Origin of the sequence: Micromonospora acroterricola (genome assembly GCF_003172955.1) — a bacterium.
In the GTDB taxonomy this organism is placed as follows: domain Bacteria; phylum Actinomycetota; class Actinomycetes; order Mycobacteriales; family Micromonosporaceae; genus Micromonospora; species Micromonospora acroterricola.
Genome location: NZ_QGKR01000178.1, coordinates 24,346 through 48,372, shown reverse-complemented (window position 1 = coordinate 48,372; position 24,027 = coordinate 24,346). Strand labels below are relative to the sequence as shown.

The following is a 24,027-nucleotide window of genomic DNA, read 5'->3' as shown; positions in this document are numbered from 1 at the left end:
ATCCGGCGTACCTTGGGGATCATGTCTGTGCCGAACGATCCTGATCCCCGCCTCCAGTCGTACGCGGACCCGCAGCGGCTGGTCACCACCGACTGGCTGGCCGAGCACCTGGGTGACGAGGGCCTCGTCGTGGTCGAGTCCGACGAGGACGTCCTGCTCTACGAGTCCGGCCACATCCCGGGCGCAGTCAAGGTCGACTGGCACCTGGAGTTGAACGACCAGGTGACCCGGGACTATCTCGACGCCACGAGCTTCGCCGAGATGTGCGCCGCCAAGGGCATCGGCCGAGGGGACACCGTCGTCTTCTACGGCGACAACTTCAACTGGTGGGCGGCGTACGCCCTCTGGGTCTTCTCGCTCTTCGGCCACGCCGACGTGCGGCTGCTCGACGGCGGCCGGCAGAAGTGGATCGCCGAGGGGCGCGAGGTCACCCGCGACAAGACGAGCCGGCCGCGCGCCGACTACCCTGTGCCGCTGCGCGACGACACGCCGCTGCGGGCGTTCCGCGAGCAGGTGATGGCGCACGTCGCCTCGGGCCGTCCGCTGGTCGACGTCCGGTCCCCGGGCGAGTACACCGGCGAGATGCTGCACATGCCGGACTACCCGCAGGAGGGCGCGCTGCGGGGCGGGCACATCCCGGGCGCGGTGAACAAGCCGTGGAAGTCCGCCGCCAACGAGGACGGCACGTTCAAGTCATCGGACGAGCTCCGCGCGATCTACGCCGACCAGCTCGGGCTCAGCCCGGACGACGACGTGATCGCGTACTGCCGGATCGGTGAGCGGTCCAGCCACACCTGGTTCGTGCTGCGGCACCTGCTGGGCTACCCGCAGGTGCGCAACTACGACGGCTCGTGGACCGAGTGGGGCAACCTGGTCCGGGCACCTGTCGTGAAGGGCGACCAGCCCGGCGGCCTCGCCGCCTGAGGAGTTCGACGTCCCCGCGCGCCCGCGACGGCCGCGCGGGGGACGGTACTCAGCCAGCTGGTGATCCACGCCAGGAACGGACGTCGGGCCAGACGGCGTCAGGACCGGATCGGCGTGCTGACCGGTGCGGTCGGTGGCACCGACGTGGTCGGCCGCAGTGAACGCCACGCCGCGAAGGTGACCAGCGCGAACGTGCCGGCCGCCGCACCCGCCACCGGCACCGTGCCGTAGGCGGCGGCGACCAGCCCGGCGAGCGCCGCCCCGACCGGTGCGGTGAGCAGCCCGACCATCCGCTGGGCGGCACCCACCCGACCGAGCAGCCCGGCCGGCACCTGGTGCTGCCCGTACGACGCGCACAGGCTGTTCCACACCACGGTCCCGGCGGCGAAGACGGCCAGCGCCAACCCGCCCGCCACCGGATGCCGGGCCAGCGCGAACCCGGTCAGCGCGACGGTCTGCGCGGCGAGCACCGCGCGCAGGGCGGGCACCGTGCCGAGCCGGGCGGCGAGCCGACCCGCACCGAGCGCCCCGGCCAGGCCGCCGAGGATCGCACCCGCGGCGAACAGCCCGTACCCGGCCGGCGGCACCCGCAACACGTCCAGGGCGTAGAGCACCAGCACCGCCAGCAGCCCGCTGATCGCCAGGTTGCTGGCCGCGGCGAGCAGGGTGACGCGCCACAGTGTCCGGTGGGTACGCAGCCACCGCACACCCTCGACGATCTCGCCCCACACCGGACGGCGCCGCGCCACCATCCCCACGTCCGGCGCGGGCGACGGGGTGAGGGACAGGATGAGGACGGCGGCCACGGCGAAGGTGACGGCGTCGAGGGCGAACGGAACGGCGGGGGCCACGGCGAAGAGAACGCCGGCGGCGGGCGCGCCGAGGAAACCACCAGCCACCGCGGTACCCGCCTGGAGCCGGCCGTTCGCCCGGGGCAGCGCGGCCGGCGGCACCAACGCGGGGAGCAGCGCGAACGAGGCGGCGTCGAAGAGGGTGCCCAGCGTGGCGAGGAGGAACGCCGCCACCAGCAGCGCCAGGACGCCGGCCCGGTCGAGGGCGACCGCCACGGCCAGCGCCGCCACCACGGCTGCACGTACCCCGTCGACCAGGGCCATCGTCCGCCGGCGGTCCCAGCGGTCCGCGTACACGCCGCCGAGCAGCCCGAAGAGCAGCGGCGGTAGCTGGCCGGCCACGGTGACCGCCGCGATGATCCGGGGGTCGCGGGTCAACGTCGCGGCCAGCAGCGCCAGAGCCGGCGTCCGCAGCGCGTCTCCGAACCGGGAGGAGACCGTGGCGGACCAGAGCAACCGGAAGTCCGGCCCGAGAGCGGAGGAGGTCATGCCCACGACCGTGCGGGTTCGACCGGGTCGAGGGTCAAGCCGCGGGGCGAAAGGGGGACGCGCCCGCCGGTGATCATCGGTACGGTGGGCGCCGGCATCGGGACCGGCCGACTCGCGGCCGGTGCGCCAGACGGCCTGGCTGCTGGCCCGCGCGCTGGACCTGCTGGACCACGCCGAGGAGGCTGCCGCGCTGCGGGCGGAGCACGACCTCGACCCGGACGGCTGAGGTGTGTCCAACCGACCGGTAACCACCGCTCCACCGGGGGCGGCTGGCGGTCTACGCTTGCTCCGTGACGGTGGAGCAGCAGGCACGGGGCGCGGCGGCTACGGGCCGGCGCCGGTCCCGCAAGGACGAGATCCTGGAGATCGCGGTCGGTCTGTTCGCCGCCCGGGGCTACCACGGGGTGTCGATGGACGACATCGGCGCGGCCGCCGGGGTGACCGGTCCGGCGCTCTACCACCACTTCGCCGGCAAGGAGGCGATGCTGGCGGCAGCGCTGATCCCGGTGAGCGACGGGCTGCTGGCGGGCGGGCGGGAGCGCGCCGCGGGGCACCCGGACGACCCGCGCGGGGTACTGGAGTCGCTGATCGACTTTCACGTCGAGTTCGCGCTGGCCAACCCGGCGGTGATCGCGTTGCACCTGCACGAGCTGGACCGCCTGCCGGAGGAGCCGCGGCGGCGGATCCGTCGCCTGCAGCGGCTCTACGTCGAGGAGTGGGTGACCGTGCTCACCGCGCTGCACCCGGGCATGCCCGACGGTGAGGCGCGGGTGCTGGCGCACGCCGCGTTCGGCCTGATGAACTCGACGCCGTTCCTCGGCGGCGAGGTGGACCGCCGACGCCGCGCCGAACTGCTGCGCGACGCCACCCTGGCCGCGCTGCTCGCCTGAGCCGACTCGTCACTGGCGTACCGGACATGGTTTCCTGACTATCGTCCCACCATCCGGACGCCGGGAGGAAACATGATCGAGTCACTGCTGGTCGCCAATCGGGGCGAGATCGCCCGCCGGATCATCCGGACCGCCAAGCGGCTCGGCATCCGCGCGATCGCGGTGTACTCGGAGGCGGACGCCCACCTGCCGTTCGTCGCCGAGGCGGATGAGGCGGTCCTCATCGGTCCGCCGAACCCGGCGCAGAGCTACCGCAACACCGAGGCGATCCTCGCCGCCGCGAAGTCGACCGGCGCCCAGGCCATCCACCCCGGGTACGGCTTCCTGTCGGAGAACGCCGAGTTCGCCCGTACCGTCGAGTCGAGCGGCCTGGTCTGGGTCGGTCCCGGCGCGGATGCGATCACCGCGATGGGCGACAAGATCAACGCACGGAACCTGATGGCCGCTGCCGGCGTCCCGGTCGCACCGGGCACCACCGACCCGGCCGCCGACCTGGACGCGGCGGTGGCCGCCGCGGCCGAGATCGGTTACCCGGTGATGGTCAAGGCCGCCGCCGGTGGCGGTGGCATGGGCATGGGCGTCGCCGTCGACGAGGCCGCGCTGCGCACCGAGTACGACAAGGTCCGCGCGTTCGCCGAGCGGATGTTCGGCGACGGCTCGGTGCTGATCGAGCGGTACTTCCCCCGGGTGCGCCACGTCGAGGTGCAGATCCTCGGCCTGGCCGACGGCCGGGTGGTGGCGCTCGGCGAGCGCGAGTGCTCGGTGCAGCGGCGCAACCAGAAGCTCGTCGAGGAGTCGCCGTCCCCGGCGGTCTCGCCGGAGCTGCGCGAGCGTTTCCTGGCCGCGGCGGTGCGGGCCGGCGAGGCGGTCGGCTACCGCAACGCGGGCACGGTCGAGTGCCTGCTCGACCCGGCGTCCGATGAGTTCTTCTTCCTGGAGATGAACACGCGGCTCCAGGTGGAGCACCCGGTGACCGAGTACGTCTACGGCGTCGACCTCGTCGAGGAGCAGCTGCGGGTGGCCTCCGGGCTGGTGCCGACGTTCGATCCGGACGCGCTGGCACCGAGCGGGCACGCCATCGAGATGCGGATCAACGCCGAGGACCCGAAGCGTTTCCTGCCCGGCCCGGGCGTGGTCGGCACGTGGGTGGAGCCGACCGGTGAAGGCGTTCGGGTGGACTCCGGCTACACCCAGGGCAACACCGTCACCCCGTTCTACGACAGCCTGATGGCCAAGCTGATCGTCAGCGGCGACACCCGCGAGCAGGCGATCGAGCGGGCCCGGACGGCGGTGGCCGCCTTCCGGATCGAGGGCCCGAAGAACAACCTCCCCTTCTTCGCCGAGCTGCTGGAGAACGAGGAGTTCCTCTCCGGCGCCTACGACACCGGCATCGTCTCCCGCATGCGCTGACCCGTCTCGACCTGTTGATCAAGAGGTTCGCGTCAGGATTCCGGCTGAGGCTGACGCGAACCTCTTGATCAACGTCGCTGGTGCCGGGAGTGGCATGCTGGGGGAACCCCAGCACAGCGTGACGTCACAGCGAGGTGACCCCTTATGACGGACCTGCCAGATTCCGTGTCGATCCGTGAGGTCGGGCCGCGAGACGGGCTCCAGAACGAGGACCCGATCCCCACCGACGCGAAGGTGCGGCTGCTCGACGCGCTCTCCGCCACCGGCGTACGCCGGATCGAGGCGGTGTCGTTCGTGCACCCGAAGGCGATTCCGCAGATGGCCGACGCCGACGAGGTGTGGCGGCGGGCGGCGCGGGCCGACGGGGTGCGTTACTCGGCCCTGGTGCCGAACACGCGGGGCGCCCAGCGGGCCCTCGCCGCCGGGTTCACCGAGATCGAGGTGGTGGTCTCGGCCAGCGACACGCACAACCGGCGCAACGTCAACCGCTCCACGGACGAGTCGCTGGACGACATCGCCGGGCTGATCGACCTGCTGCACGGCGCCAGCGCGCGGGTCGAGGTGATCGTGGCGACCAGCTTCGGCTGCCCGTACGAGGGGGACGTCGACCCGGAACGGGTGGCCGGCATCGTGGACCGGGTGGTCCGCGACGGCGCGGACCGCGTCGCGTTCGGCGACACCACCGGCATGGGCACTCCACGCCGGGTCCGCGAGCTGCTGACCGCGGTACGCGACCGCAACGCGCACGTGCCGGTGCTGCTGCACTTCCACAACACCCGGGGCACCGCGCTGGCCAACCTGCTGACCGCGCTGGAGCTGGGGGTGACCGAGTTCGACGCCAGCGTCGGCGGGCTGGGCGGCTGCCCGTACGCCCCCGGCGCCAGCGGCAACCTCGCCACCGAGGAGGCCGTGCACATGCTGCACGACATGGGCATCGACACGGGCATCGACCTGGCGGCTCTGATCGAGGCGGCCGAGTTGGCCGAGCATCTGCTCGGCAAGAAGCTCCCGTCCGGCGTCCTCCGCGCGGGCCCCCGCACCCGGCTGACGTCGATGCCGAGCTGACCGCCCGGGAACGCGGGGAGGGGCCGGCACGAAGCCGGCCCCTCCGACGTACGCGGTCGGTCAGCCCACCGGAGTGAGCGTGCTCGGCCAGCTGTCGCGGAAGATCTCGGACCCGGCGCGGTCCGTGCTCCGCTCGGTGGCGATGCGGGTGCCGGCGAAGAGGTTGCTCACCCGGCTCGCCTCGGCGCTGCTCGGGTACGGGTTGGTGCAACTGGTGCCGGCGCTGCCGCCGGACATCAGCAGAGAGCAGTTCCCGTTGTAGTTGTCCGGCAGGCCGAGGATGTGCCCGATCTCGTGGGTCATGATCCGGAGCGGGCTGTACTGCGCGGCCTGCTGGGTGTCGATGTAGACCCGGCCGTTGCCGAGGCTGGTCCGGACGGCGTACGAGCCGCCGCCGGTGATCTGGTAGATCCGCAGGTTGGAGCCGCAGTTCGCGGAGAGCGTCAGGTTGACGGTGGCGTTGTTCCAGATCGAGGCCGCCTGGTTGGCGGTGCCGGCGAAGCTGCCGGCCTGGCTGGTGTTGTAGCAGATGGTCATGGCCGCGGACGCGGGCGCCGGGTTGGCGACCGTGACGGCGAGGGTGGCACCTGCCGTCGCCACCAACGCGACCGCGAGCCGACTGAGTCGTGAGGTCATCGCTGACTCCAATCTGGGAGGGGGTGCCAGGAGCCTAGCGATAGACATTCACAAATATCAATGTCTAGTTCAGGATTGCCTGGTCATCGACCTGTCCTCGCCCCGGGCCGGTGCCGATGGGCGGCCGCTACTGCGACCACCAGGTCGGCTGACGCGACCAGCGGTGCCGGCGCAGGGTCGCCAGCAGGTCCGGATCCAGCGGCTTCCCGTCGCTCACCCCGATGTTGCTCTCGACGTGCGCGATCCGCCGCATGCCCGGGATGGTGGTGCAGACCCGGGGGTCCGCCAGGATGAAGCGCAGCGCCGCCTCCGGCATCGGCATCCCGGGAGGCAGGTCCTCGCGCAGGGCCCGCGCCCTGGCCACGCTCTCGGCGAGGTTCTCCGGCACGAAGTACGAGTTTCTCCAGTCCCCCTCCGGCCAGGTCGAATCCAGGGTCAACGTGCCGGTCAGGGTGCCCTCGTCGAACGGGACCCGGGCGATGACCGCGACGTCGTGCGCCTCGGCCACCGGGAACAACTCGTCCTCGGGATCCTGGTCGAAGATGTTGTAGATGACCTGGACGGCGTCGATCAGCCCGGTCTCGATCGCCCGTACGCCGTTCCACGCCTCCCAGCGGTTGACCGAGATGCCGATCCCGCCGATCAGGCCACGGTCACGCAGCCCGGTGAGCGTCTCCTGCCAGCGCGGGTCGTCCGTCCAGGAGTCCTCCCAGACGTGCAGGTGCAGCAGGTCGATCGACTCCAGCCCCAGATTGTCGAGGCTCTTGTGGACGTACTCCTCGATGTGCTTCGGCGGGAAGACGTCATCGAGAGTCGATTCGCGGGTCGACGGCCACCGCATGTCCTTCGGCGGCACCTTCGTGGCCACATAGAGACGGGTGCCCGGGTTGGCCCGTACCAGGTCGCCGAGCACCTGCTCGCTGTGCCCGCGCCCGTACACCCAGGCCGTGTCGAAGAAGTTGCAGCCCAGGTCGACGGCCCGCTGGAGCGCGGCGAACTTCTCGTCGTCGTCGACGCCGGTCCACCCGTGGAGGCCGCCGCCGACACCCCACATGCCGTACGAGATCTCACTGATCTGCCAGGCCAACCGGCCGAACCTGCGGTACTGCATGGTCACCTCTCTGCTGGCGAGGGAGTGTCGGGGACGGGGCGCCCCAGATCTGCACCGCCTGCCGGTAGTCCGAACCGGCGACCGCGAAGGCCTGCGCGAGCTCCGCGGACACGTCCGCCGGCGGCCGGACCAGGCCCGCCGTCCACCGCGGCTCGGCACCGCGGGCACGCTTGGCGCCATAGGTGCCGGCGCCCAGGTGCACCGCGCTCAGCCCACGCACCGCCGCCAGATCGCGGGGGCGGTACATGGTCAGGTTGAAGTACGAGTACGGGGCTGCCAGCTTGTCGAACCCGGCTGCGCGGACGTACACCCCGTCGGGCCACAGGTAGTTGAGGCTGAACCCGACCACGGCGTCCCCGGCGTACTCCAGGAGCACGAGGCTGTACGCGTCCAGCGCCGGCACCTGGAAGGCGAAGTAGCGGTGCATGTCGGCGTCCGTGTCCGGCCCGCCGTACTTGCGCTGGGTCGCACCGAGCAGCGGCGCGATCACGTCCACACACTCGGACAGCCGCACCGTCTCCACCCGGTCCACCGTGTCGTCGTACCGTCGACGTTCCCGTCGCCACTCCCGCCGGTCCGCCGCCTCGGCGGCGCGGTCGGAGATGTCGCCGCCCGGTGCGGGCAACACCGCCTCCGCGGACAGCATCGCCGGCACCGGACCGCGACTTCCCGGGCCGATCGCCCGGTCCCAGGCCGCCTGGTACGTGGCGACGTTCTCCGCCGGGGTGTAGAGCAGGGCGACGCTGGCCGCACCGAGTCGCGCGGCGAGCGCCTCCACCTCGGTGAAGAGCGCGGTGAGCACGGCGTCCCGCCGGTCACCGGTCAGCTCGGCGGAGATGGCGACCGCGCCGTGGTAGCCGGCCCGTGAACCCACCAGCAACGCGGGCAGGAAGGCGTCGTGCTCCTCGGGCGACAGCGGCCGCTCGAGATTCTCCTCGGCGATGTGACTCGGGCTGTACGCCAGGTTCATCGACGGCACGCTCGCGCCGCCCCACAGATAGGTCGCCACCGCCGCCAGCGTTGCCCCCGTGGCGTCCCGGGCCACCAGGTACGTGGTGACGAACGACGGGTCGGTCTCGGCCCAGGCCATCCAGGGGTAACCGAGGTAGAAACCGTCACCCTCCGCGAGGCCGTTCCACACGTCCTCGCCGATCTCGCTGACCGATCGCAGGGCCGTGACCGACACGTCGCCGTTCATCAGTCGCCCTGGTCGCTGCCGTCGTCGAGCAGTTCCAGACCCACCAGGTCGGCGTATGTCTCCCGCCGCCGGATCAGCGAGACCTGGTCGCCGTGCACCAGCACCTCGGCGGGCCGCAACTGGCTGTTGTAGTTGCTGGTCATCGTCATGCCGTAGGCGCCTGCCGTGAAGATCGCGAAGTGCGCGCCGGCCTTCAGCACCGGCAACGAGCGGCCCCGGGCCAGATAGTCGCTGGACTCGCAGATCGGGCCCACGACGTCGTACGTCGTCAGGCCATCGAGGCCCGACACGTCGCGGGAGGACGGGATCGCCTCCGCGGGGGGCTGCACCGGCCACATGAAGTGGTAGCTGTCGTACATCGCCGCCCGGGCGATGTGCGTCATGCCCGCGTCGATCACCGCGAGCTGCTGATCGCCGGCCTGCTTCAGATAGCGGACGGTGCTGAGCAGAATCCCGGCATTGGCGGCGATGGTCCGGCCCGGCTCGAAGATCACCTGACCGCCCTGCCGGGTGAACCCGGTGAGCCGGTGCACGATCACCTCGGCGAAATCGTCCCAGCTCGGTGCGGTGCGGTCGATGTACTCGGCGGGAAAACCACCGCCCAGGTTGAGGGTCGTGATGCGGTGTCCGACCGCCTCCAGCCGTGCGACGAGGGCGAGCAGGCGGTCCATCGCGACGGCGTACACCTGCGGATCGAAGATCGGGCTGCCGAGGTGGATGTGGAAGCCCTCGATGCGCAGCGCCTCGTCGGCGGCGGCACGTTCGAACAGCGCCGCCGCGCGCTCGATGTCCACGCCGAACTTTCCGCCCCGGGTGCCGGTGGTCGTCCGGGCCGGGGTGCGCTGGTCCGGTGCGACATCGGGGTTGACCCGGATCGCCAGCCGGGGCCGTACGCCCTCCTCGCGGGCGATCCGGGACAGCAGCTCCACCTCGGCCTCGGACTCGACGTTGATGCAGCGGATGTTGCGGCGAACAGCCTCCCGAAGCTCGTCCGAGGATTTGCCCACCCCGGCCAGGACCGTCCGCTCGGGGTCGATACCCGCCACCATCGCCCGGTGCAGTTCACCGCCGCTCACCGCGTCGATGCCGGCGCCCTCCCGGCCGAGCAGCCTGAGCAGGTGAATGTTGCTCAGCGCCTTCGCCGAGAAACAGACCAATGGGCTGATCGAGTCGAAGGCCTTGGCGAATCGGCGGTAGTGATCGATCAGGGTGCTGGCGGAGTACACGTATGTGGGTGTGCCGTAGCGGTCGGCCACCGAGGTCAGCGGCACCCCTTCACACCAGAGAGAACCGTCGCGATAGGTGAACTCATCCATCAAATCCTCATTCGGGAGATCAGCGATCAGGATATCGCCCACTCAACGAAGATCTACCCCTTACCTGTACTCGTACAGGTCGTTCTGTTCGAGGGCACGGATCCGCTGGTAGTCCTCCTCCAACCGGCCCGGGTCGTCGGCGATCAGGTAGAGATGGCCGGGCGAGGTGAACAGGTCCACGGTCCGGTGCACCGGGGTGCCGGGCACCAGGTCCAACGCCGATCCGCAGAAGACCGAGGGAATGTCGGCCAGCCGTCCGGCCGCGCCCTCGGCGACCATGCCGTCGTACGGCGCGACCAGGCAGACGACCATCATGGCCCGCTGCCGCCGGTAGCCGGCGCCGATCCGTTGGGCGAAGCGGTCCGGGTCGGTGTACCGCTCGACGGTCAGCGACAACTGGCTCACCCCGGTCGCCTGCTCCGGGCCGGCCGGGGTGACGCCACCCTCCAGCCGGGCCCCGGACTCGATGAGCACCGGCCCCCGGTCGTCGACGAGAAGCTCGGTGTGTGCCGGCCCGGTACGCACACCGAGCGCGTCCAGCACCCCCTCGACGAACGCGCGCAGCACCTCCTGGATCTCGCCCGTCCCGTCGAGCAGGACCTGCCGGTCGTACACCGGCCGGCCGTCGACGAAGAACCGGTCGTCGCGCCAGATCTCGTGGACGTGGTGCCGGCCGTCGAGGCTCACGCTGTTGACGAAGTACTGCTGGCCGACGAGCTGCTCCTGTACGAGCAACGAGTCGTTGGGCTGGCCCATGGCGTTCGTCGCCCCGAGCAGCTTCGCGGTCGCCGCCCGGGCCTGGGTCTCGTCCGCGCAGAAGTACACGCCTTCGGAGCCGGCGCTGGCCGCGGGCTTGACCACCACCGGTAGCACCCCGGTGGCCGCCAGCCAGTCGTCGAGATCCTCCACGCTGCGCACCCGCGCGCCGAGCGGCACCCGCAACCCCGCGCGGGCGACCGCGGTCATCATCGCCGGCTTCTCACGCCGGGGACGGTCCGCCGAGTGGAGGTTGCCCGGCAGCTTCAACAGCTCCGCGAGGTCGTCGGCCACGTTGACGCCCCACTCACTGCCGGCGAGCACCTCGGTGGGTCGCAGGGGCGCGAGCAGGTCGGCCACGGCGCCGAGGGCCTGCGGGGATTCACCCCGCACGGTCAGCACGGTCAGGAAGTCGTCCCGGCGCAGGCCGGCGGCGTACCGCTCGTTGATGGTGCCGGTGAGGACCGCGACGCAGCGCCGGCCCTGCCGGGCGAAGGCGGGCGCCAGCAGCGCACCGGTCGAGAACGGGTCGACGATCACGACGACCTCGCCCGCCGGCGCCTCGGCGGCCGGGGGCGCGGCGATCGTCTCGGTCACGAAGGAAGCCCGGTACGGGCGCAGGTCGAGACCCTGCGCGGGGCTGAGCACGTCCAGCCGCATCGGCAGCGGATCCGCCCAGGTGGCCAGCCGGTCCGGCGGCCGGGCGTAGCAGAGGCTCAGCGCCGGCTCGCTGAGGCGTTCGGTGCTGAGCACCAGCTCCGCCTCGTCGCACCCGTCGTCGTCCGGATCGAGGTGGTGCAGCGGCACCGGGACGAAGCCGAGCCGGCTCTTGAAGGTGAACAGACCCGCCTGGGCGATGTGGCCGTACAGGGTGGGGTCGGTGCCGAGGGAGATCCAGGCAAAGTCGCGCCGGCGGGCCTCCTCGAACGCGGCCAGGTAGAGCGCCCGGCTGATCATCGCGTTGCGGGCCTGCGGTCGGGCGGCGGAGAACGCCACCCGCATCGCCTCGTCGGACGCGGCGACCCGGCAGACGACGCCGGCGGTCAGCTCGGCCCCCGATCGGGCCGAGACGAGGAAGAAGTCGGCGAGCCCAGCCTCGGTGGCGGTGACCGCGTGCGCCGCCGGCAGGCCGTGCGGCATGGTGGCGATCTGCGCGTCGTACACGGCGAGGAACTCGGCGAAGAGCTCCGGAGTCAACCGGGCGTGCACCTCGACGGTGAGCCCCTGCGCGTCGACGTACCGCTGCGCGTCCCGGAAGTTGCGCCGCTCGGCCTTGGAGAGCCCGGCCAGGAAATCCTCCTGCCGGGCCGGGGTACGCCGCCCCCAGGTCACCCACCGGGGCTTGATCCGGAAGCCCGCCGCCTCAAGGTCCGCCCAGTGTTCGCGGGGCGGATCGGTCACGACGACCACGTCCGTGTCGTCTGCCCACCGTCGGTCCAACGCTTCCCGCGCGGTCACCACCGACCTGCGCACGCCGTAGTAGTCCCTCGCGCCGTCTCCGGACACGTGTCCCCCCGCTTTTTTCTGATCCCACCCCGGGCGCTGTTCGACCGCGCTGTCCCGTCACGCTCCGCTGTCGGCAGTGGCCAATGAATCGACGTCGCTCAGCGTAGCCCGCATCGACAAGACGGCCGCGAACGCGATCAGGGCGGCTGCCGGAGACAGCAGCCGCGCCTCGGTGGGGCCGAGCCAGCCCAGGATCGCGCCCGCCGCCAGGGTCCCGACCGCGCTGCCCACCGCCATCATCGTCGCGGCCAGGGCGAACGACTCGTTGATCACCCTCTTGGGCACCAGGCTGCCGAGCAGCCCGAACTCCTCCGAGCTGAGCGCCGCCAGCGGCAGACCCGCGAGGAACAGACACACCGCGAGCACCGCGACCGAGGTGGCGAAGACCAGCGGGACCATGCACGCGAACGCCACCGCCAGCAGGCCGAGATAGCGGTTGACCGGCAGACGGGTGTGCTGCCGTGCGCCGTAGACCAGCCCGCCGATGACGCTGGCCGCCGGCGGCAGGGACAGCAGCGCCACGCCGGTCGCCGCCGCGTCGCCGTGTGCCGACACGGTCGCGGGCACGGTGACCTCGAGTACGGCGAACGCCGCGGCCGCCCCGCCGGCGGCCACCAGGATCGCCACGACACCGGGGATCCGCCACGGCCTCCGCTCGCGTCGATCGTGGCTTCCTCCGCCGGCCAGGGTGCCCGGCTCGGTCGGGTCGGTCTCCCGCCGCATCGTCGAGATCGCCGGTGCGCTGCCGTACAGCAGGGAGCCGACCACGAGCATGCCGCCGGCCAGCAGCGTCGTGGTGAGCGCGCTGAAGACGCCGGTCAGCAGGCCGGTCAGGGCGGGGCCGATCACGAAGAAGACCTCGACCAGCACCGCCTCCAGGGCGTTGGCGGTGTTCAACGCCGGCCCGGGCGGGAGGATCAGCGCCCACGCGGCGCGGACGGTCGAGCCGACCGGCGCCATGGTGAGCGCGACGGGCGCCACCGAGGCCACCAGCAGCCAGGCCGGGCCGCTGCTCGCGAAGACGAACACGGCCAGCGCCGCCGAGTGCAGCACCGCCAGCGTCAGCAGCACGACACGCAACCCGCGCCGGTCGATGAGCCGGCCGTGCAGCGGCCAGGCGACGGCCAGCGCCGCGGAGAACACGCCGAGGGCCGTCGCGCCGGCCGTGTACGAGCCGGTCTCGGCGCTGATGTGCAGGAAGATCGCGAGTGGTTCGATGGCCACCGGCAGCCGGGCGAGCATCGCCGGCAACATCACCCGGGGAACGCCGGGCGTACGCCAGAGTGCGGCGTAGCGCCCGACGGCCTCACCCAGCGACATCAGTCACCAGTTCAGACAACGGGGACGGACTCCTTCTGCACGCGCGGCCGGTAGATGCCGTCGTACTGGTCGATCAGCGAGCCGTTCAGCGCCTCGGTCAGTCGAAGGCGTTGCTCGAACAGCTCGTAGTAGGAGAGGTGGCTCGAGGGCATGGGTGAGAGGTAGACGCTGATCACTTCCGGCGTCTCCTCGATGTTGAACGATAGTCGATCCGACTTCTTCCGGAAGTCCGCGGTACCCGGGAGCAGAGTCCGGTTGAAGACATTGAAGTAGCTCGTCGCCTCGGTGCTGGCCTCGTTGAGCCGGGCCTTCAGTTGCAGGCACCGGTCCAGGTACATGTCGATCATCGGCATGTCGTCGTCGTCATGCCCGATCAGCATGTTGAAGGTCAGGTACCGGACGCCGAGATCCAGCATCGACGTGACGATCTGCAGCTGCTCCTGGAACGGCCGCAGCTTGTTGAACTTCTTCGTGGGCTCGTCACCGAGGTACTCCAGCGGGATCTGCACCCGGTAACAGCCGACCCAACGGTCTCCGCTGGTGTCGTTCCAGAACAGGGTCTCCATCAACTCCCGGTCGACCTCACCCAGGTCGAGGAACTTGCCGAACTCCAGCCCGTTGGCGAACTCCCAGGAGAAGCCCATCTCGCGGGCCATCCGGAAGATTGCCAGGGTGTCCTCCCGCCCGCTGTCGTGCAGCAGCGTCCCCCGCCCGGAGCGCTGGATGCGGGACAGGGTGTTGTCCTCCTGGAAGAGGATGTTCGAGATACCCATCGACTTCAGGTACTCGAAGTGCCGCCGGACCACGTCCGGCTTCATGTAGCGGTAGTGCCCCCGCATCGGGGTCGCGCAGAACGAGCAGGTGCGGTAGCAGCCGCGCGAGGTCTCGAAGCAGGTGAAGGGTGCCCGCACGGTCATCGGCGGCTGCCCCTCGCCGGTGTCGTCGTACACCGAGAGGTCGTCGATCAGGTCCAGCGCCATCGGCGGCAACTCGGCCAGGTTGAGCTGGGCGCCACCCATGATGACGAGGCCGTCGCCGACCCGTCGGGTCATCACCATCCCCTCGATGGGCTGGCCGGTCGCCCGGGACTGGATCAGCCGGGCGAAGGTCAGCTCACCCTCGAGCTGGATCACCACGTCGAAGCCGTTGGCGAGGTACCACTCCGGCCGGGCGGTGACGTCCATCCCGCCACCGACGATCAGCGCGTCCGGGTTGACCTGCTTCAGGAACTTGGCGAAGTCGGCCACCACCCGGGCGGAGTTGGTGAAGTTGTTGGAGATCCCGATGATGTCGGCGGAGCGCGCCTCGTCGGCGTACGCCTCGAACGGGCCGCCGTAGCGGTGACAGTCGATCGTTCGCGGCCCGTACTGGAACGAGGCGTAGTGCTCCGGTTCGCCGTCGTCGACCTGGGTGTCGACGATTTTGAACTCCGCGTCGACTCCCCATTCCCGCAGGTAGGCCCGAGCGCCGGCGGCCAGGGTGACGAGGGCGCTCTTGGGGTTGCGGACGCGCACCGGACTGATGGTGGTGTCCTCGTCGCGGAACGACTGCCCGGGGTACGGGGCGTACAACAGGGTGACGCGCATTGCCGAAACCTCCTCGTCAGCCCGCGAAGATGCCGTCGTAGAGACGGTGCATCTCGCGATCGTTGAGCATGGTCGTCATCTCGAGACGCTTCTGGTAGATGTCCCAGTAGGTGAAGTGCTCGGTGTTGATGGCCGACAGGAAGATCCCGATCACCTCCGGGTTCTCGTCGATGTCGAACTGGAGCAGGGAGTGCAGGGTCGTCCAGTCCCGGGCGCCCGGCAGCAGCGAGAGGTTGAACACGTTGAAGTAGGGCTTGTAGCGGCCCTGCCCGACCGCTGTCAGCTCCTCCTTCAGCCGCAGGCAGTAGTCGGTGAACATGTCGATGCCCTCGCGGTCGTGCTCGGGGTAGCCGATGAACAGGTCGTACGTCTGGTGGCCGACGCCGTGGTCGGTGAGCATCGTCGCCAGGACGTCCACCTGCTCGTCGAAGCCGAGCAGCTTGGGGAACCGGCGCTTCTTGACGTTCATGTTGTCCAGCGGGATCTGCACCCGGTAGCAACCGACCCACCGGCCGTCGACCATCTTGCTGCCGAGCAGGGCATCGGCGAGCTCGTGGTCGAATCTGCCGTTCTGCATGAACTTGCCGAACTCGATGCCGTTGGCGAACTCCCAGGCGAAGCCGTAGTCCCGGAACATGTGGAACATGGCGAGCACCTCTTCGCGCCCGGAGTCGTACAGGTAACGGCCGGCGCCGTTCTGCTGGATCCGGGAGAGCGGGTTGTCCTCCTGCCAGACGATCGTCTTGATGCCGTACTCCTGGAAGGTCTTCAGGTGCTTCTCCATGGTCGGCAGGCTCATGTACCGGTAACCGCCGCGCGACGGGGCCGTACAGAACGAGCACCGCCACGCGCAGCCCCGCGACGTCTCCCAGCAGATGAAGCTGCCCTGCACACCCTCCGGCGGCGGTCCCTCGGCCGTGTCGGTGTAGACCGAGAGGTCGGGGATCAGGTCCAGGGCCATCGGCTCGATCGAGTCCATCGGAACGGTCTCGGACGTGTCCACCTTGGTCGGGATCAGCCGGCCGGGCAGGGAGATGTTCGGAACCGTTCCCAGGTCCTGCTTGCGGTTGAGCGCGTCGACGACCCGCGCGAACGTCAGCTCGCCCTCGCCGCGCACCACCACGTCCGCGCCCCGGGCCAGGTAGTACTGCGGGCGGGCGGTGCAGTCGACCCCGCCGACCACGACGAGAGCCTTCGGGTTGACCCTCTTGATGTGCTGCGCGAGGTCACTGACGATGTGCGCGCTGTTGGTGAAGTTGCAGGTGATGCCGTGCACGTCGGCCGAGCGGATCTTCTCGTCAGCCTCCTCGAACGGGGTGCCGTACCGGTAACAGTCCATGATCCGAGGGCCGTAGGGCAGCGACTTGTACTTCACCCGCTGGCCACCGAGCTGAAGATCGATGATCTCGATGTCGCAGGAGTAGCCGAAGTGCGGTGCGTACGCCCGCAGGCCGGCAGCGATGGTGGTCAGCGCGCTCTTCGGGTTGAGTGGCCGCTCAGTGTTGATCGGCTCGCTCTCGCCCTGGAAGATCTGCGAGGGGAACGGGGCGTAGTACAGGTTCACCTTCATGGCGTCTCCTGGGCCGGTCGGTCGCGGTTCACTGGACTGTCGCGGTGGACAGGTGCGGACGATTCACCGACAGGGAAGTCCTCGTGAGACGGTCGATCATCGTGTCGATCTCCCGGTCCCGGCTCGTGCCCCAGCCGAGGCCGAGGTCCCGGGCCATCCGGGCGGCACGGATCGTGTCGGTGCCGACCAGGGCGTCGTGGCACACCCCGGCCAGTGCGTCGGTCGCCGCGGCGCTGCGGGGCCGAAGAACAGCGAGACAGCGAGCTGTCTCGTCATCGCCGACCAGGTCGGCGGCCCGGTCGAGGAACCGGTCGTACGGGATCTCCGGCAGCGCGCCCGCATCGGCGCGGAGCCGGGACAGCAGATCGGTCACGGGCACCGACGCGGGCGCCACCACGTTCAGGACGGTGCCCGGCGGTACCGGGTGGCGCGGTTCGGTGAGCGCGGCCACCATCCGGGCGACCACGTCGACCGGCGTCCAGTCGACGTGCAGGCGGGTCGGCGGCCGTACCCCGAGCCGTAGGCAGAGCCGCAGGATCATGGTCACCGACGACCGCGGGTTGGCGTGGCCGGTGCGCGAGTGGGCGGCGACCTCACCGAGCCGGACGACGGCGGTGGGGACACCCTGCTCGGCGGCCGCCCTCAGCAGCTGCTCACCGACCCACTTGGACTGGCTGTAGCCGTCGGCCGGCAACGTCGACCAGGGCGCCAGGAACGATTCGGCGAGTGGCGTGCCGTGGACGTCGCGCACCGTGGTGGTCGACAGCGAGATGATCCGCTTACGGACGTGGGCGCCGGCGAGGTGGATGAGGGTGCGCAGGCCGTGGACGTTGGTCGTCCGTAGGTCCGCGTAGTCGCGGAGGGTGTCGACGCGTCCGCCGGCGTCGACGATCGTGCCGACCTGCCGGCAGAGCCGCCGCCAGTCGGCGGCCATCAGCCCGAGGTGTGGCTGGTCCAGGTCACCGGCCAGAGCGGACCACCCGATCAGCTCCGCCGGGCCGTAGCCGGCGGCGGTCAGCGCGGCCGTCACCCGGTGCCGAGCGGCCTCGTGGTCGGTGGCGCGGACCAGGCAGACGACCGGTCGGTCACCCTGCGCCGAGAGGGCGGCCAGCACGTGCGTACCGATGAACCCGGTCGCGCCGACCAGCAGGATCGCGCCCGGGTCGTCGGGCCGCCGCACCCGCACCCGGCCCAGCTCACCGAGGCGCAGGTCGCTCGCCAGCTCGTGCGGCGCGACGTCGGGCGGCGGCAGCGGACGGCCCCGGCGCACCAGCTCGGCCTGCGCCGGGATGGTGGCCGCCCGGATCAGGTCGCGCACGTCCAGCCGTATCCCGAAGGTGCGTTCGAACTCCACCGCGAGTCGGGCGGCGCCGAGCGACGTCCCGCCGAGGCAGTAGAAGTCGTCGTCGTACGCGCTGAAGCCCAGCACCCGCGTCCAGATCTGGGCGATCCGCGCCTCGACGCTCTCCGGCGGGTACGCCGCCTCGGTGTCGGCGGCCCTGGGTGCGGCGCCCGCCAGCCGGCGACGCAGTCGCTCCTGGTCGACCTTGCCGTTGGAGAGCAGCGGCAGGGTGGCGAGTCGGACGAACCTGCCGGGCACCAGCGCGGCGGGCAGGGCGGCCCGGGCGTGCTCGCGCAGTGCCTCCTCGGTCACGCCGCGCTCCGCCGAGTAGAAGCAGACGAGCATCGCCGTGGCGCCGGCCTCGTCGACGACCACCTTCACCTGCTGAACGCCGGGCAGCGTGGTGAGCGCGTACTCGATCTCACCGAGGTCCACGCGTACCCCGGTGATCTGGACCTGGGCGTCCCGGCGGCCGCTGAACATCAACAGGCCGTCCTCGCGGACCCAGCCGAAGTCCCCGGTGCGGTAGAGCAGGTCGCCGGGAACCTCGTCGTACGGGTTCGGCACGAAGACCTGACGGGTCCGCTCGGCGTCGCCGTGGTAGCCGGCGCCGAGGCAGACGCCGGCAAGATGGATCTCCCCGATCTCGCCGCGGGGGGTCGGGTCACCGTGCTCGTCGAGGATCAGCACCGACGTGTTGGGCAGGGGCAGGCCGAGGGGGATGACCTGCCGGTCGTCCTCGCTGACGGCGTGGAAGACCGAGCCGATCGACGCCTCCGTCGGACCGTAGGTGTTGGTCACGCGGACCTGGGCGAACATCCGTCGAAAGGCCTGCACGGCGTGGGGTTTCGCGGCCTCCCCGCCGATGAAGACCTGGCGCATCGACGCCAGCAGGTGCCGGTCCTGTGGACGGTTCTGGAGGCGCTCGACCAGCAGGTCGAAGATGCTGGGCACGAAGTCGGTCATGGTGACGCCGTGCCGGTGGATCTGGGCCAGCGTCGCGTCGAAGTCGAGGATCCCGGTGCGGTCCGGGATGACCACGGTGCCGCCGCGGGTCAGCGGCCACAGCAACTGCCAGATCGACGAGTCGAAGGTGTGCGCGGAGTTCTGCAGGACCACGCCGCCGTCGGCGGCGAACCGTTCCGTCATGGACAGGAAGCGGTTGACCAGACCGTGGTGCAGGTTGACCGCGCACTTCGGCAGGCCGGTGGAGCCACTGGTGAAGAACGCGTAGATCGGGTCCTCCGGCCGGGGCCGGTCGGCGGCGGGCGAGGTCACCCGCACCGTGGCCGGATCCGTCCGCACGCCGATCACCGGCACGGCGGGTGCTCCGTCCGGCGGGTGCGACCCGACGGCGGCGACCGGGCTGAGCCCGTCGAGCATCCGTACCTGTCGCAGGGCGGGCCAGGCGCGGTCGAACGGCACGAACGCCGCGCCCGACCGCATGGTGCCGAGCATGGCGACGAGGAGCCCGACCCGGTCGTCGAGCAGGAGTGCGACGAAGTCGCCCCGCCCGGCACCCACGGCGAGCAGATCGGCGGTGACCGCGCCGGCCAGCCGGTCCACGTCCCGGTAGGTCAGCGTGCCGGCGGGATGGATGATCGCGACGGCGTCAGGGTGGGTGCGGATCGTGTCGTCGATGAGGTCGACGACGGTCTCGTCGATCGGACGTGGCCGGACCGGTCCTGTGAGGAGAGCGCCGACCTCGGCAGGGCTGCGGCGGGCTCGTCCCGTCCTGGCGACGGTCAAGGTGTTTCTGAGGACACCACGGAGGCACCTCTCCCAAGCAGTTCTCAATATGCCGTAGCGGCAGTGCCGTAGGCAGGATTTGGTAGTCCCCGTTGACTGCATCGCATCGTAACGACGAACTTTTGCAACTGTCTACGCATCGACTCCGGTGATTTACCATCGAGAAAAGGGCATAGAGCTGATATCGCCCTACATCGAACCGGTGCACGCTGAGTGAGGATGGGGCTGTGACGTGGCCTGATGCCGTCGGAGCAGGAGGCGGAAGGTCGTGAGCAGCGAAACCCCTGCGCTGGCAACGATTCTCAGCAGTCGGGACCTGCGGTGGCGCGGTGCCGAGACTCGGCCGAACCGGACACACCACTGAGGACTTTCGGATCTAGGTGAGGCCTCCGTAATCAGGTACGGTCCCCCCTGTCGTAACCCTGGCTTCCCGTCCATGCGGTGGAAACGAACGGACATAACCGTGAATATTTATAACCCGGGCCGAACTGCCGGTCTTGTTGTTACAATCGCCGCACTCGTCCTGAGCGCCGGATGCGCCAAGAAGGATGAGAGCGAGGTCCAGGCGGGCGGAGTCAAGCTCGTCAAGGCGGGCACGTTGACCGTCTGCACGCACCTGCCGTACCCGCCGTTCCAGTCGAAGGACGCCAGCGGCAAGGTGGTCGGGTTCGACGTCGACGTGATGGAGCTGGTCGCCAAGGAACTGGGTGTCGAGCAGGCGATCGTCGACACGCCGTTCGAGGGGATCAAGTCCGGTCAGGACCTGAACACGGGCAAGTGTGACGCTGCCGCGGCGGGCATGACGATCACGGAGGAGCGGCAGAAGGTGATGGACTTCTCCGATCCGTACTTCGACGCGACGCAGGCGATGCTGGTCAAGACCGGCAAGCCGTACAAGTCGCTGGACGATCTTCGAGGCATGAAGGTCGCGGTGCAGGCGGCGACCACCGGGCGTGACTACGCCCGGCGGTTCGAGAAGGAGAAGGCTCTCCAGCTCGTCGAGTTCGAGGATCTCGCTGCCGAGCAGCAGGCTCTGGCCAACGGTCAGGTCGAGGCCGCCATCAACGACCTGCCGGTCTGGGCCGAGTACATCAAGGAGAATCCGGGCGGGTTCGAGGTGGCTGCCGAGTTCGACACCGGCGAGCAGTACGGGATCTCCGTGCGGAAGGACAGCAACCCGGAGCTGCTCAAGAAGATCAACGAGATGTTGGCCAAGGCGAAGCAGGACGGCACGTACGACACGCTCTACGAGAAGTGGATCGGCAAGCGGCCGAGCGCCTGACGGTGCCCGGGGGCGGCGTGCCGGTCGCGCAGAGGCCGCCGCCCCAGGTGCTCGCTGTGCCGCGTTCCTCGCCGACCCCGCTGACGCCGCAGGGCTCAGGACACCCGACCCGGCTCCCCTGGCCCGCGGCGGTCATCCACCCCTGCCGACCCGTCGGCAGTTGGGTCGCCGCAGCGCGCCCGGATACGTTAGCCTAACGATCGTTCAGGTCAGTCGGCGCGCTCGTGAGGTGGCCGGCGTGGGGTGGCGGCAATAGGGAGTCGGCGTGACGCTCGACGGTGAGGCGCTGGAGCAGCTGCGCAAGCGGGCCCGGTCCGGCGGCGCGGACAAGTACCACGCGGCGAACGCGGCCAAGGGCAAGCTCTTCGCACGGGAGCGGGTCGCGCTCCTGGTCGACGAGGGCTCGTTCGTCGAGGACGGCCTCTACGCCAACACGCTGGCCGAAGGGCTGCCCGCCGACGGCGTGGTCACCGGCACCGCCACCATCGACGGCCGGCAGGTCTGCCTGATGGCCAACGACTCCACCGTCAAGGCCGGCAGCTGGGGCGCCCGCACCGTCGAGAAGATCATCCGGATCATCGAGCGGGCGTACGGTGCCGGCGTGCCGATGGTCTACCTGGTCGACTCGGCCGGCGCCCGGATCACCGACCAGGTCGACCTCTTCCCCGGCCGGCGCGGCGCCGGAAAGATCTTCTGGAACCAGGTGCGCGCCTCGGGCTCGATCCCGCAGGTGTGCGCGCTGTTCGGCCCGAGCGCCGCCGGTGGGGCGTACATCCCGGCGTTCTGCGACGTGGTGGCCATGGTCGACGGCAACGCCAGCATGTACCTGGGGTCCGACCGGATGGTCGAGATGGTCACCGGCGAGAAGACGACCCTGGAGGCGATGGGCGGGGCCAAGGTGCACACCGCCGAGTCCGGCGTCGGGCACTTCCTCTGCAAGACCGAGGCCGACGCGCTCGACGTGGTGCGCCGCTACCTGTCGTACCTGCCGGCGAACTGGACCCAGACGCCGCCGGCCGCCGAGGCGGTCGCCGCGCCGGAGAAGGCCGACCTGGCAGCGCTGGTGCCGGCCAGCGAGCGGCAGGCGTTCGACATGCGGCGGTACGTCAAGGGCCTGCTCGACGAGGGTTCCTTCTTCGAGATCCAGGCGCTCTGGGCCAAGGAGCTGACCATCGGCTTCGGTCGCCTGAACGGCGAGGTCGTCGGCGTGGTCGGCAACAACTCGATGTTCAAGGGCGGCGTGCTCTTCGTCGACTCGGCCGACAAGGCGACCCGGTTCGTGCAGCTCTGCGACGCGTTCAACGTGCCGCTGCTCTTCCTCAGCGACGTGCCCGGCTTCATGGTCGGCAGCGCGGTCGAGAAGCAGGGCATCATCCGGCACGGCGCGAAGATGATCACCGCGATCTCCGAGGCGACGGTGCCGAAGATCTGCGTGGTCGTCCGCAAGGCGTACGGCGCCGGCCTCTACGCCATGGCCGGCCCCGGGTTCGAGCCGGACGCCACCATCGCGCTGCCCACCGCGAAGATCGCGGTGATGGGGGCCGAGGCCGCGGTGAACGCGGTCTACGCCAACAAGATCGCCGCCATCCCGGACGAGGACGAGCGGGCGGCCTTCGTCGCCGCCAAGCGAGCCGAGTACGAGCGGGACATCGACGTCGTCCGGCTCGCCAGCGAGCTGGTGGTGGACGCGATCGTCGAGCCGCACGACCTGCGTACCGAGCTGGTCCGCCGGTTCGCCGCGGCGCGCACCAAGGATCGGCACTTCTCCCGGCGCCGGCACGGCGTCACCCCGGTCTGACCCCTCGATCGGCCCGGCACAGCGAACCGCTCCGGCGTCACGAGCGCCCGGCGGCCGTCCCCACAGGAGGATGAGATGGACTTCCGGCTCACCGACGAACAATCGGCGCTGCGGGAGAGCGTGCGGGACTTCGCGCGCGAGGTGGTCGCCCCGGTCATCGCCGAGCACTACGAGCAGCACACCTTCCCGTACGAGGTGATCCGGCAGATGGGCAAGATGGGCCTGTTCGGCCTGCCCTTCGCTGAGGAGCACGGCGGCATGGGCGGCGACTACTTCGCGCTCTGCCTGGCCCTCGAGGAGTTGGCCCGGGTCGACTCCAGCGTGGCGATCACGCTGGAGGCGGCGGTGTCGCTCGGCGCGATGCCGATCTACCGGTTCGGCACCGACGAGCAGCGGGCGACCTGGCTGCCGAAGCTGCTCAGCGGCGAGGCGCTGGCCGCCTTTGGGCTCACCGAGCCGGGCACCGGTTCGGACGCCGCCGGCACCCAGACGCGGGCGGTGCTCGACGGCGACGAGTGGGTGATCAACGGCTCGAAGGCGTTCATCACCAACTCGGGCACCGACATCACCGCGCTGGTGACCGTCACCGCGGTGACCGGTACGAAGCCGGACGGCTCGAAGGAGCTGTCGACCATCATCGTGCCCAGCGGCACGCCGGGGTTCACCGTGGCGCCGGGCTACTCCAAGGTCGGCTGGACCGCCTCGGACACCCACGAGCTGACCTTCGACGACTGCCGGGTGCCGGCGGCCAACCTGCTCGGCGAGCGGGGGCGGGGGTTCGCCCAGTTCCTCCAGATCCTCGACGAGGGCCGGATCGCCATCGCGGCGCTGGCCGTCGGCCTCGCCCAGGGCTGCGTCGACGAGTCGATCAAGTACGCGAAGGAGCGGCAGGCCTTCGGCCGGCCGATCGGCGCCAACCAGGCGATCCAGTTCAAGATCGCCGACATGGAGCTGAAGGCGCACACCGCCCGGCTGGCCTACTACGACGCCGCGGCCCGGATGCTGGCTGGCGAGCCGTTCAAGCGGCAGGCGGCCATCGCCAAGCTGCACGCCAGCACGATCGCGGTGGACAACGCCCGCGAGGCCACCCAGATCCACGGCGGCTACGGCTTCATGAACGAGTACCCGGTGGCCCGGTTCTGGCGCGACTCCAAGATCCTGGAGATCGGCGAGGGCACCAGCGAGGTGCAGCGCATGATCATCGCGCGCGACCTGGGGCTCTGACCGG

17 protein-coding genes are annotated in these 24,027 nt (G+C 70.4%); 7 read left to right on the top strand and 10 right to left on the bottom strand.

Translation table 11 applies throughout. From position 1 onward, the window contains the following. The first annotated feature begins 21 nt into the window (after window positions 1–21). Complete coding sequence (locus DKT68_RS12035) at window positions 22–924, top strand: sulfurtransferase (protein ID WP_109817501.1); 903 nt, start codon at window positions 22–24, stop codon at window positions 922–924. 98 nt (window positions 925–1,022) lie between these two features. Here DKT68_RS12035 and DKT68_RS12030 read toward each other — a convergent pair whose 3' ends face one another. Continuing rightward, window positions 1,023–2,264, bottom strand: a complete 1,242-nt coding sequence (locus tag DKT68_RS12030) for an MFS transporter (protein ID WP_109817500.1) — start codon at window positions 2,262–2,264, stop codon at window positions 1,023–1,025. Between the two features lie 290 nt (window positions 2,265–2,554). On the opposite strand from DKT68_RS12030, the gene DKT68_RS12025 reads away from it, so the two are divergent. The 3 genes from DKT68_RS12025 (at window position 2,555) to DKT68_RS12015 (ending at window position 5,629) form a co-directional block, all read left to right on the top strand. After that, window positions 2,555–3,154 carry a TetR/AcrR family transcriptional regulator gene (locus DKT68_RS12025; protein ID WP_109817499.1) on the top strand — a complete coding sequence of 200 codons (600 nt, stop codon included), beginning with the start codon at window positions 2,555–2,557 and terminating at the stop codon, window positions 3,152–3,154. Window positions 3,155–3,226: 72 nt separating this feature from the next. Beyond that, window positions 3,227–4,564, top strand: coding sequence for an acetyl-CoA carboxylase biotin carboxylase subunit (locus DKT68_RS12020; RefSeq protein WP_109817498.1), 1,338 nt, complete (start codon window positions 3,227–3,229; stop codon window positions 4,562–4,564). 144 nt (window positions 4,565–4,708) lie between these two features. After that, on the top strand, window positions 4,709–5,629 hold the full coding sequence (locus DKT68_RS12015) for a hydroxymethylglutaryl-CoA lyase (RefSeq protein WP_109817497.1): 921 nt from the start codon (window positions 4,709–4,711) through the stop codon (window positions 5,627–5,629). A 60-nt stretch (window positions 5,630–5,689) separates the two neighbouring features. On the opposite strand, the gene DKT68_RS12010 is transcribed toward DKT68_RS12015, so the two are convergent. The 9 genes from DKT68_RS12010 to DKT68_RS11970 all read right to left on the bottom strand — a co-directional run bounded on the left by DKT68_RS12010 (window position 5,690) and on the right by DKT68_RS11970 (window position 19,719). Beyond that, window positions 5,690–6,265, bottom strand: coding sequence for a snapalysin family zinc-dependent metalloprotease (locus DKT68_RS12010; protein ID WP_109817496.1), 576 nt, complete (start codon window positions 6,263–6,265; stop codon window positions 5,690–5,692). Window positions 6,266–6,392: 127 nt separating this feature from the next. Next, window positions 6,393–7,376 (bottom strand): aldo/keto reductase, encoded by a 984-nt coding sequence (locus DKT68_RS12005; RefSeq protein WP_109817495.1) that lies wholly within the window; start codon window positions 7,374–7,376, stop codon window positions 6,393–6,395. Then, window positions 7,333–8,574 (bottom strand): GNAT family N-acetyltransferase, encoded by a 1,242-nt coding sequence (locus DKT68_RS12000; RefSeq protein ID WP_109817494.1) that lies wholly within the window; start codon window positions 8,572–8,574, stop codon window positions 7,333–7,335. The genes DKT68_RS12005 and DKT68_RS12000 overlap by 44 nt, the downstream gene beginning before the upstream one ends. Further along, window positions 8,574–9,890, bottom strand: a complete 1,317-nt coding sequence (gene lysA / locus DKT68_RS11995) for a diaminopimelate decarboxylase (protein ID WP_109817493.1) — start codon at window positions 9,888–9,890, stop codon at window positions 8,574–8,576. The genes DKT68_RS12000 and lysA overlap by 1 nt, the downstream gene beginning before the upstream one ends. Window positions 9,891–9,950: 60 nt before the next feature. Further along, window positions 9,951–12,047 (bottom strand): ATP-grasp domain-containing protein, encoded by a 2,097-nt coding sequence (locus DKT68_RS11990; RefSeq protein WP_146218342.1) that lies wholly within the window; start codon window positions 12,045–12,047, stop codon window positions 9,951–9,953. 162 nt (window positions 12,048–12,209) lie between these two features. Further along, entirely contained in the window at window positions 12,210–13,472 is a 1,263-nt protein-coding gene (locus DKT68_RS11985; RefSeq protein WP_109817491.1) for an MFS transporter, read from the bottom strand. 11 nt (window positions 13,473–13,483) lie between these two features. After that, window positions 13,484–15,058: a B12-binding domain-containing radical SAM protein gene (locus tag DKT68_RS11980; protein WP_109817490.1), complete on the bottom strand. Its 1,575-nt coding sequence runs from the start codon at window positions 15,056–15,058 to the stop codon at window positions 13,484–13,486. Between the two features lie 16 nt (window positions 15,059–15,074). Continuing rightward, window positions 15,075–16,628 (bottom strand): B12-binding domain-containing radical SAM protein, encoded by a 1,554-nt coding sequence (locus DKT68_RS11975; protein WP_109817489.1) that lies wholly within the window; start codon window positions 16,626–16,628, stop codon window positions 15,075–15,077. A 28-nt stretch (window positions 16,629–16,656) separates the two neighbouring features. Then, window positions 16,657–19,719 (bottom strand): non-ribosomal peptide synthetase, encoded by a 3,063-nt coding sequence (locus DKT68_RS11970; protein ID WP_161556650.1) that lies wholly within the window; start codon window positions 19,717–19,719, stop codon window positions 16,657–16,659. Window positions 19,720–20,182: 463 nt separating this feature from the next. Here DKT68_RS11970 and DKT68_RS11965 point away from each other — a divergent pair, with 463 nt between their 5' ends. From DKT68_RS11965 to DKT68_RS11955, 3 genes are all read left to right on the top strand, one after another. Beyond that, a complete protein-coding gene (locus DKT68_RS11965; RefSeq protein WP_236646850.1) occupies window positions 20,183–21,001 on the top strand; it encodes a basic amino acid ABC transporter substrate-binding protein in 819 nt (272 codons plus the stop codon). A 265-nt stretch (window positions 21,002–21,266) separates the two neighbouring features. Continuing rightward, the gene (locus tag DKT68_RS11960) at window positions 21,267–22,799 is read left to right on the top strand and encodes an acyl-CoA carboxylase subunit beta (RefSeq protein ID WP_109817486.1); all 1,533 of its coding nucleotides are present in this window, start codon (window positions 21,267–21,269) and stop codon (window positions 22,797–22,799) included. Between the two features lie 75 nt (window positions 22,800–22,874). Beyond that, on the top strand, window positions 22,875–24,023 hold the full coding sequence (locus DKT68_RS11955; protein WP_109817485.1) for an acyl-CoA dehydrogenase family protein: 1,149 nt from the start codon (window positions 22,875–22,877) through the stop codon (window positions 24,021–24,023). The last annotated feature ends 4 nt before the right edge of the window (window positions 24,024–24,027 follow it).